The organism is Tatumella sp. UBA2305, assembly GCF_002345795.1.
Classification (GTDB): Bacteria; Pseudomonadota; Gammaproteobacteria; order Enterobacterales; family Enterobacteriaceae; genus Tatumella; species Tatumella morbirosei.
In genome coordinates this window covers 66,851-76,370 of the sequence record NZ_DDVT01000014.1, presented here as the reverse complement: position 1 = coordinate 76,370, position 9,520 = coordinate 66,851, and the positions used below count along the sequence as shown (strand labels likewise).

Sequence of the window (9,520 nt, the reverse complement as noted above, 5' to 3'; positions counted from 1 at the left end):
TCAGCTTCAACTTTTCTGTGAAAAACCCGCTGCGGCGGTTTTTTTGCTTTCTGCTCCCTGAAAACCCGCGACCGCTGCCCTGTCGTGGACGGGTCTACGACGCTCTTCACCCACGGAACGCGGCTTACCGGTTAAGTAAGCCAAAGAATTGTTAACTTTTCTTATCACAAATCACTGTTTAAACGCCGACCTGATGAAAAAATACCCGCTATTGCTAAGAGGTATAAGGGAACATTTAGCAAATCAAGGGCTGAAGTAAATACAGGGAGATCAGGGATGAGTAAACGGAGCGATATTATTGACGGTTCCGGGGGAGATACCGCCAGATCAGGGCTGGTATATACGGAATTAGCAGGCTGGATAGACCTGGGTCATGCACGGGGCGATGACATTCAGAAAATCTGGTCGCAAATGCTGAGGGGAGAATCCCGGAACGGCCCCACTTATGATGTCACTTACAGACAAAGCATGGCTGGCTTCAGTCGCCATTTAACGGTAGGTAAACAACTTACCTGGCGCCTAAGAAAAGGGCTTCCCTTTCATCAAAAGCAAAGCATTGCTCTTGCAATGATGATGACAGTGGCCCGAAGGTTTGAACATTTACAAAGCTCCTTCCCGTTTAGCTGGAGCACAGACAGCGGTTTCAGCGGAGAAGATCTGGTCTCAGATCTGTTGGGATTTTACCGGATAATGTTTTGCATGAATAATGCGGTCAGCCAGTTAAAGCCGGTTAGCCTGGCCGAAGCGTTAAAACGGTGGGATCATTACGGCAAAACAGGTTCATGGAAAAATGAGACATTCCGGCCATTACTATTTCCCGACCCAACTCACTATCCTCATGCCAGCCCTTATCTCGGGCAACTCCCGGGCTTCATGATGCGTGTTTCTCCATACAATAACCGGAACTCCGGTGATGTCGGAATTGTCGATCGCGATCGCGGGTTTATCATGTTTGGCAGAGGTATTAAACCATTATGAAAACATCCCGAAAGATAACGATAGCGGTTTCGGTGTTATGTGTCGTGAGTGTTTATTTAGCCGGTCAGTTCATCAAAATGTCATTCGCAGAGAGTGCACATTACACTGAACAGGACTGGCCAGAATATGTTTACTACACGCCTGACTTGCTGAAGTACATGCCGAGAATCACTAATAATTACCATTTTTCATACCTGAATGTTCAGGGCCCCAATTTCCAGGTATATAAGCTGACATTTGAGGGTACTTCAGACGCCAGCAGAATTGACGCCTGGCTGACTAATCGCGGATATCAACGAGGAGGGATGTGCGAAAAACACTGCTGGACCAATCACCTACCCCGGGTAAACATTTCGGTGGTATCCCGTAATACCACCCCACCAGCGGTAATTATCCAAATTACCGATGATCGTTATAGCTTTTAACTTTTGGTGAGCAGTCCACCTTGCGTTTTTTTGCTTTCTGCTTTATAAAACCAGCTAACGCCGATCTGATGAAAAAATACCCGCTATTGCTAAGACGTATAAGGGAACATGATGCGTATTTCTCCTTACGATATCCGGAACTCCGGTGATGTTGGGATTGTCGATCGCGGTTTATCCTGTTTGGCAGAGATATTAAGCCATTATGAAAACATCCCGTAAGATAACGATAGCGGTTTCGGTGATATGTGCCGTGAGTGTTTATTTAGCCGGCCAGTTCATCAAAATGTCATTCGCTGAGAGTGCACATTACACTGAACAGGGCTGGCCTGAATATGCTTACTACACGCCTGACCTGCTGAAGCACATGCCGAAAATCACTAATAATTACCGTTTTTCATACTTCAATATTGAAGGCTCCAACATCCAGATATATAAGCTGACATTTGAGGGCACTTCAGATACAGACAAAATTGACGCCTGGCTGACAGATCGCGGATATCAACGAGGGGGGATGTGCGACAGTACCTGCTGGACCAATAATCAGCCTCAGGTAAACGTTTCGGTGATGACCAGCAATACAACGCCACCAGCGGTAATCATCCAGATCATCGATTACCGGTTTAGCTTTTAACTTTTCAGTGAAAACCCGCTGCGGCGGTTTTTTTGCGGTCTGTTTTCTGCTGTCAGCTCACGGCCCCCTGCCCTGACCGGCTTACGGTAACTGATCAGCCACCTGGCGGGCAAAAGCCTGGATAGCTGGCATCAGATTGCCCTGTTCCGGCGGGGATAATAGCCACAGAAAGTTTTCCGGCTGGTATTCTCTGGCAGCAATTATTTGCAATTGATCCCGTAGCGGGCTGCTCTCCAGCACGGCCAGTGGCACTATGCCAATACCTACGCCGTTGGCCACCAGCTCCATCTGCAAGTGTGCGCCGGCACTTTCCACATTCACCTTTAACCGGCTGCCTTGCTGTTCAAGATAACGGATAACCCCGGCCCGCAGACCACACCCTTCCGGATTCAGCACCCATCCCTGCCGTGCTGCTTCACATAACGGAATATCCTCCGGATACATCCCCTTGCGGGCAATGATAGCCACAGCCAGTGGCTTAAGATTCACAGACTGAATGTTTTCCGGTACTGCCAGGTTCGCCGGACCGATCGCCAGCATCGCATCCAGATCGAGATTTTCCAGCCTTTTCAGCAACTGCCCTCCCCATCCACAACTGATAGTCACGCCGGCATGCTCAAATTGTCCGCGTAATTTTTCCAGCGTCCGTGTCAGGCTGATTTCACTCAGGCTCTGTGGCAGACCCAGCCGCAGTGGGCCACGTGCCTGTCCTTCTTCATCCGCCAGTGCATACAACCGTCTGGCTTCTCTTTTCAGGGTCAGACACTGCTGGTACACCCGTTGACCGACCGTTGTCAGCCGCAAAGGTTTAGTCTGCCTGTCCAGTAACTGAGTCCCTAATGACTGCTCCAGACTTTGTAGCCGGCGGGTAATCGCCGACTGCGTGATCCCCAGATGCTCGGCCGCCTGGCTCAGAGAAGAAAACTGCACCACAGCCAGCAATGCATCAATGTCGTCTATTCGCATGATTTCTCTTATGAACTTATTGCATATTAGTTTAGCTTAAAATTGCATTTTAGGAATAAAAATCCCTTTGCTAACGTAATAACACATTTCATTTCAGTCAGGAATTATTTATGCGTTTTTCCTTAGCTGGTCGTCAGTTCACACGCATGATCGCCGGGGTGTTGGGCTTGTGGTTAATTCTGGGAACGTTGATCAATGCCAGTGCGGCCCAGACCACTCTGGTGATCGGCGATCAGGCACGTATTTTACGCAGCCTGCTCGAAGCCTCCGGAGTGTTGCAGGGGATTCCCTACCAAATCCGCTGGGCTAATTTTCAGGGGGCCGCACCGTTATTTGAAGCCCAGAGAGCAGACGCGGTCGATACCTCGTATGCGGGGGATTTACCGGTGTTACAGGCCCTGGCAGGCGGGGTTAATCTGAAAATTATATTGACCGAAGTCAGCAGCGGAAAAGGGAACGGGATCGTAGTACCGGCCAACAGTCCGATTAACAGCGTGAATGATCTGCGCGGACAACAAGTCGTAGTATCCTCCGCCGCCGGCAGTATTTCGCAAAATCTGCTCTATCTGGCACTGGAAAAGGCGGGTCTATCCCGTCAGGATGCAAAGATACGGTTTGTGCTGCCGGTCGATGCCAGCGCGGCCTTCAACAGTGGTCAGATTAAGGCGTGGGCGGTATTTGATCCTTATCTGGCAGTGGCTCAGCAAAACGGCGGCCGGCTGATCACCGATGCCAGCAAGCTCACTTCATCATTCTCATTTCTGACCGCCACCACCCAATCGTTGGCTGATCCGGCTAAACAGCAGGCAATTAAAGATTTTGCCGGCAGAGTTCGTCAGGCCAGGCTATGGGCACTCAGCCATCCACAGCAATATGCTGAAAGTTACGCGAAACTGAGCCATCTGCCACCGGCCACTGCCAAACTGATCACCTCGCGGGCCGCCACCGATTCACGCAGTGTCACTACCGCAGACCTGACCAGTTTGCAATCAACCGCAGACCGCTTTTATCACTACGGCATCCTGCCCGATAAAATTAACGTCAACGATCATGCCATCAAAGGATTCCTGTAGCCGGGGGGTGCGGGGGGTGCCCGCCATCGCAGCAGCCATCTTCCCTCAGATAAGTTATATCTGATATGCATAATAACTAATGTTAAAAATGAATTTTGATCATATTAACAATCAGCCTAGAGTATAAAAAATCTCCTCCGGCCTCCGGAGGTCCCCGGTAACCCGTTAGGTATACAGGAAACGACTATGAGCATTCAGTTTATCGGTATGATCAGCCACCGCCTGAGTTCAGAAACCATCGCGGCCTCCGGCCCTGTTTTTGATAAAGATTACATTACCCGTATCGCCCGCGCCCATGAAGATGCGGGCTTTGACCGCCTGCTGGTTGCCCATGCTTCTGACCAGCCTGACGGTTTCCTGGTGACAGCACTGGCCGGGCTTTCTACCGAAAAAATTAAGTTTTTACTCGCCCATCGCCCGGGATTTGTCTCACCTACCCTGGCGGCCCGCAAATTTGCCACGCTGCATCAGTTGCTGGATAACCGCCTGGCGGTCCATATCATCAGCGGTGGCAGTGATGCGGAGCAGCGGAAAGATGGCGACTTTCTCAGCCACGATGAACGTTACGCCAGAAGTGAAGCATTCCTCGATGTCGTGCGTGATGTCTGGACGCGGGACAAACCGTTCGATTTCAGTAACACCTACTATCGGGCGGAGCAGGCAGTGTCCGCGATTCGCCCCACAGCAGACCAGCCAATCCCGGTATTCTTTGGTGGTTCATCAGACGCTGCAATTCGTGTTGCCGGAAAACATGCTGACGTTTATGCGCTGTGGGGAGAGTCCCTGGCGCAGACCAAAGAAACCATTGAACGCGTCAAGGCCGAAGCTGCCCGTCACGGCCGCGAAGTTGAATTCAGTGTCTCTTTCCGGCCAATTATTGCAGACACCGAAGAGGCCGCCTGGCAAAAAGCGGAGCAGATTCTCGCTACGGCCACTCATCGTCAACAAACCTCAGGACCGCTAAAACCAGACAATAAACCGCAAAGTGTCGGTGCCAGAAGGCTGCGCGAAACCGCCGCTCTGGGGGACGTGGTTGATAAACGCCTGTGGACAGGTATCGCACGACTGGTAGGTGGCGGTCAAAACTCCACCTCTCTGGTGGGCACTCCGGAACAAGTGGCTGATGCACTGCTGGATTATTACGACCTCGGCGTCCGGAACTTCCTGATTCGTGGTTTTGACCCGCTGAATGATGCGGTGGACTATGGCAAAGCCTTGCTGCCACTCACCCGTGAAAAAGTCGCTGCCCGTGAGCAGGCTGAACGCAAACGCGCCTGATAGCTGTAGAGGAACCTTTAATGATCCAGGCAGAAAACCGTTCGTCCCCCTGGCCTGCCGGCCCGCAATTTGCTGATATCCGCCATAAAATGGCGGAAAGCGCGTTACAGATCGATCAGTCTGGTGATTTCCCGCATCAGAATCTGGAATGGCTGCGACAAAATAACCTGTTGTCCCTGGCAACTGCCCGGCAATATGGTGGCAATGGTGCTTCATTAGCCACACTGCAACAGGTAATAGCCGCCATTGCCGGAGGAGAACCCTCAACCGCGCTGATTACCTGCATGCACTATCTGCATCACCTTCGTCTCCGTCAGCCTAATCGCTGGCCGGCAGAGCTTCTCCGCCGGGTGTCGGAATCTGCGGTCAGTGAAGGTGGGTTAATTAACAGCCTGCGGGTAGAACCGGAACTGGGCTCGCCTGCCCGGGGGGGGTTGCCGCAAACGGTCGCCAAACGCACGGCAACCGGTTGGGTACTGAATGGTCATAAACTCTATACCACCGGCATTGAAGGCCTGCACTGGCTGGCGGTCTGGGCGCGTAGTGATGACCCGACGCCGCTGGTCGGAAGCTGGTTAGTGCCTAAATCAGCCCCGGGGATCAGCATTATCAAAAGCTGGGATCATCTTGGCATGCGCGGTACCGGCAGCCATGAAGTCATTCTGAACAACGTCACCGTCCCGTTAAATTATGCCGCCGATGTCACCCCGTTTTCCGAGGTTGTCACACCCGATAATGAGGCGTTGACCCGGTTTGCTAACGCAAATACCGCTCTGCTGGCAGCGATTTATGACGCCATTGCCCGCACAGCTATCGACTGGTTAGCCGGCTGGCTACAGCAACGAATTCCGTCCGGACTGGGTAAACCGCTGGCCTCACTGCCCAGGGTTCAGGAACAGTTCGGACAGATTGAAGCTCTGTTACTGACAAACCGTAGTCTGCTGGATTTGGCCGCCCGGGAAGCTTTCAGTCAGTCCGACGCAGGGCTGGCTAAAGCGACAATTACTGACAATGCCATCGCGGCGGTCGAACTGGCCCTGCAACTGTCGGGAAATCATGGTCTGACCCGCCAGAACCCCCTGGAACGTCATTATCGCAATGTGTTGTGTGGCAGGGTACACACACCTCAGCGCGACAGTGCCTGGACTCTGGCAGGCCGCCAGCGGTTGACCAGCACCAAAACAATAATATCACCGGTCACGGAATAATCACCTCCGTGCCACGACTCAGCTTAGGGTGATACCGCCCGGCAATAACTTTCTTCCCGCTACAGGGAACTGATGACAAGGAATTATTCTATGCGCTCTTCTGTATTGTCCCGCCGGCGCTTTCTGGCGCTAAGTTCCGGGTTGGCTGCCACACCGTTACTGGGCGGATTTTCTTCATCATTGTGGGCGGCACAGCCCGCCAGCGATTCAATGGCCGGTATGGCAGGAATGATCGAGACGGCTGACAATACCAAAGGCGGGGTTGCGGATACTTCTTCGCTGCGTTTACCGGAGCCGTTTAAGTTAAAACTGGCTATTAATCAAAATGCTATCTGTATTGCGCCGGTCACGGTGGCACAGCAACAGAATCTGTTTAGCAAGTACAACCTGGATGTCGAGTTCGTCAACTTCGGAAACTCGACCGACGTGCTGTTACAGGCTATTGCCACCGGCAAAGCCGATGCCGGTATCGGGATGGCTCTGCGCTGGTTAAAAGCCCTTGAGCAGGGGTTCGACGTCAAACTGACGGCGGGAACCCATGGAGGATGCCTGAGTCTGCTGACCACCGCAAATTCACCCTTTACTTCACTGAGCAGCCTGAAAGGCCAGTCGATTGGCGTCACGGACATGGCCGGTCCCGATAAGAACTTTTTTGCCATTCTGCTGAAAAATCATGGCGTCGATCCGATTGCCGATGTGCAGTGGAAGGTCTATCCGGCAGACCTGATGACCCGGGCTCTGGATAATGGTGAAATTGCCGCCATCAGCGGCAGCGAACCCTTCAGTACCCGGATGCTGGACACCGGAAAATACAAACTCCTGGCCAGCAATATGACCGGCGAATATGCCAATCTCAGTTGCTGCGTTATCGGAGTCAGCGGCACCCTGGCACGTAAGCATAAAGCCGCAGCCGCAGCCCTCACCCAGTCTCTGCTGGATGCCCATAGCTTTGCCGCAAAAAACCCGCAAAAAGTAGGCACCGAATTCATGGCTCATGCACTGAATACCACGCCAAAGGAAGTTTCAGCCATTCTGATGAGTGAATCCCATGACCATCACGCGGTCGGTGAGGTCTTTGTCAACGAGCTGACCCGCTATGTGACCGATTTACAACGGGTGCAGGTCATTAGTGCTTCAGTAAATCCTCACCAGTTCTCGGAGAGTATTTATGCAAATGTATTCGCCTGATAACCTGGCTTCGCCCGCCCGCCCGGGGATATCCGGGCTCTGGACCAAAGGCGGAATTGCCGCTCTGTTCTGGTTGGTTTCGGCCGCCATTACCCTTTACTGGCCTGACGGCGCCAGAGACTGGCCCTACTCGCAGTTGTGGGCAGAAATCAACACCGCTATTGCCCTGATATTGTTGGTGCTGACCCTGACTTTCCGACACTGGGTCAACCATCTGCCACACCTGAAGACTGCCGCAGCATGGCTGATAGCCTTGCCGGTACTGCTCAGTAGCTGGCAGATCCTGACCGCAAAACTGCTGGTACTGCCGGTGCCATTTTTCGCACCACCTCAGGCATTGTTGCAGGTGTTCCACGATGACTGGCCACGTCTGCTGGACAGCCTGTATCACTCATTATCCTTGCTACTCAGTGGGGTGCTGTTGGGGACATTATTTGGCTTTATTGCCGGGCTTGCGATCGGCTGGTCACCGCGGGTCGGCTACTGGATGCATCCGTTACTCAGGGTACTAGGGCCTCTGCCGGCAACAGCCCTGCTGCCACTCTGTTTTTTCCTGTTTCCGACCAGCCATGAGGCCAGCGTATTTTTAATCGCTCTGGCCACCTGGTTTCCGGTCACGGTGTTGACCTGGTCCGGCGTCGCCAGTATCGACCAGGCGTGGTACGACGTGGCACGCACCCTGGGCGGAAACTCACGCTTTCTGATCTTACGGGTCGCTATTCCTGCGGCCTTACCCAGTGTATTTGTTGGCTTGTTTATGGGTCTGGGTGCCTCATTCTCGGTATTAATTGTGGCCGAGATGGTCGGTGTGAAATCGGGAATCGGCTTCTATCTGCAATGGGCACAGGGCTGGGCAGCCTATTCCAATATGTATGCAGCCTTAATACTGATGGCTCTGCTGTGTTCAGGTCTGATTAGCCTGCTGTTTGCGGTCAGAAACCGGGTGTTACGCTGGCAAAAAGGAACCATGAAATGGTAAATACCGCACTGGCAACAGACGATTCCCGTGGGCTGAGTATTCGCCTGCAAAATATCAGTCATCGCTTTACCCTGAAAGATAAACAACTGCCGGTGCTGGATAATGTCAGCCTGCAGATTGAACCTGGCGAGAGTGTCGCACTGCTCGGTCCTTCTGGCTGTGGTAAATCTACCCTGCTACGCCTGCTGGCTGGCCTGGAACCACTACAACAAGGACAGCTGCTGGCAGATAACCAGCCAGTGACCGCTCCCGGCCCTGACCGGATTCTGGTATTTCAGGATCCGACGCTTTACCCGTGGCTGACTGTCCGGCAGAACGTCCTGCTTGGCCCGCAGGCCAGAAAACTCAAAGACCAGCAGCCAAAAGCCGATCAACTGATTTCCCGTATCGGATTACAGGAGTTTACTCATGCCTGGCCGGCACAACTTTCCGGAGGCATGGCACAGCGTGCTGCGCTGGCCAGAGCCTTGCTAAATGAACCGCGGTTGCTGCTACTGGATGAACCGCTGGGCAAACTGGATTCACTGACACGAATCCGGATGCAAAGCGAATTGATCACCCTGTGGCAAAGCCAGGGGTATACCAGCGTGCTGGTCACCCACGATATTGAAGAAGCTTTGCTGCTCAGTCATCGGGTGGTGGTGTTTTCACCACGTCCTGCCCGTATTCTGGCGGAATTTCATAATCCGGCGCCTTTCCCGCGCCATCGTGATGCTCCTTTGCTGGTGAAACAACGTCAGGAAATTCTGGCCCTGCTGGGCCAGGGGACCGACTGGTAACTTATCGACAGGAAT

Annotated in this window: 10 protein-coding genes; 9 read left to right on the top strand and 1 reads right to left on the bottom strand. The window is 52.9% G+C overall.

Going from position 1 to position 9,520, the window contains the following annotated elements; translation table 11 throughout:
* Positions 1 to 276: 276 nt before the first annotated feature.
* The 3 genes from B3Z23_RS06330 to B3Z23_RS06320 all read left to right on the top strand — a co-directional run bounded on the left by B3Z23_RS06330 (position 277) and on the right by B3Z23_RS06320 (position 2,034).
* Positions 277 to 978, top strand: coding sequence for a hypothetical protein (locus tag B3Z23_RS06330; RefSeq protein ID WP_294904407.1), 702 nt, complete (start codon positions 277 to 279; stop codon positions 976 to 978).
* Complete coding sequence (locus B3Z23_RS06325; RefSeq protein WP_294904404.1) at positions 975 to 1,403, top strand: hypothetical protein; 429 nt, start codon at positions 975 to 977, stop codon at positions 1,401 to 1,403. The genes B3Z23_RS06330 and B3Z23_RS06325 overlap by 4 nt, the downstream gene beginning before the upstream one ends.
* 202 nt (positions 1,404 to 1,605) lie before the next feature.
* Positions 1,606 to 2,034, top strand: a complete 429-nt coding sequence (locus B3Z23_RS06320) for a hypothetical protein (RefSeq protein ID WP_294904401.1) — start codon at positions 1,606 to 1,608, stop codon at positions 2,032 to 2,034.
* Positions 2,035 to 2,115: 81 nt separating this feature from the next.
* On the opposite strand, the gene B3Z23_RS06315 is transcribed toward B3Z23_RS06320, so the two are convergent.
* A complete protein-coding gene (locus B3Z23_RS06315; protein ID WP_294904399.1) occupies positions 2,116 to 3,000 on the bottom strand; it encodes a LysR family transcriptional regulator in 885 nt (294 codons plus the stop codon).
* A 110-nt stretch (positions 3,001 to 3,110) separates the two neighbouring features.
* On the opposite strand from B3Z23_RS06315, the gene B3Z23_RS06310 reads away from it, so the two are divergent.
* The 6 genes from B3Z23_RS06310 to B3Z23_RS06285 all read left to right on the top strand — a co-directional run bounded on the left by B3Z23_RS06310 (position 3,111) and on the right by B3Z23_RS06285 (position 9,505).
* Entirely contained in the window at positions 3,111 to 4,073 is a 963-nt protein-coding gene (locus tag B3Z23_RS06310; protein ID WP_294904396.1) for an ABC transporter substrate-binding protein, read from the top strand.
* A 186-nt stretch (positions 4,074 to 4,259) separates the two neighbouring features.
* Positions 4,260 to 5,351, top strand: coding sequence for an LLM class flavin-dependent oxidoreductase (locus B3Z23_RS06305; RefSeq protein WP_294904393.1), 1,092 nt, complete (start codon positions 4,260 to 4,262; stop codon positions 5,349 to 5,351).
* A 20-nt stretch (positions 5,352 to 5,371) separates the two neighbouring features.
* Positions 5,372 to 6,559, top strand: a complete 1,188-nt coding sequence (locus B3Z23_RS06300; RefSeq protein ID WP_294904389.1) for an acyl-CoA dehydrogenase family protein — start codon at positions 5,372 to 5,374, stop codon at positions 6,557 to 6,559.
* Between the two features lie 90 nt (positions 6,560 to 6,649).
* A complete protein-coding gene (locus B3Z23_RS06295; RefSeq protein WP_294904386.1) occupies positions 6,650 to 7,747 on the top strand; it encodes an ABC transporter substrate-binding protein in 1,098 nt (365 codons plus the stop codon).
* Positions 7,728 to 8,726 (top strand): ABC transporter permease, encoded by a 999-nt coding sequence (locus B3Z23_RS06290; RefSeq protein WP_294904382.1) that lies wholly within the window; start codon positions 7,728 to 7,730, stop codon positions 8,724 to 8,726. Before B3Z23_RS06295 ends, B3Z23_RS06290 begins: the two co-directional genes overlap by 20 nt.
* Positions 8,720 to 9,505 (top strand): ABC transporter ATP-binding protein, encoded by a 786-nt coding sequence (locus tag B3Z23_RS06285; protein WP_294904379.1) that lies wholly within the window; start codon positions 8,720 to 8,722, stop codon positions 9,503 to 9,505. Before B3Z23_RS06290 ends, B3Z23_RS06285 begins: the two co-directional genes overlap by 7 nt.
* Positions 9,506 to 9,520 lie beyond the last annotated feature (15 nt).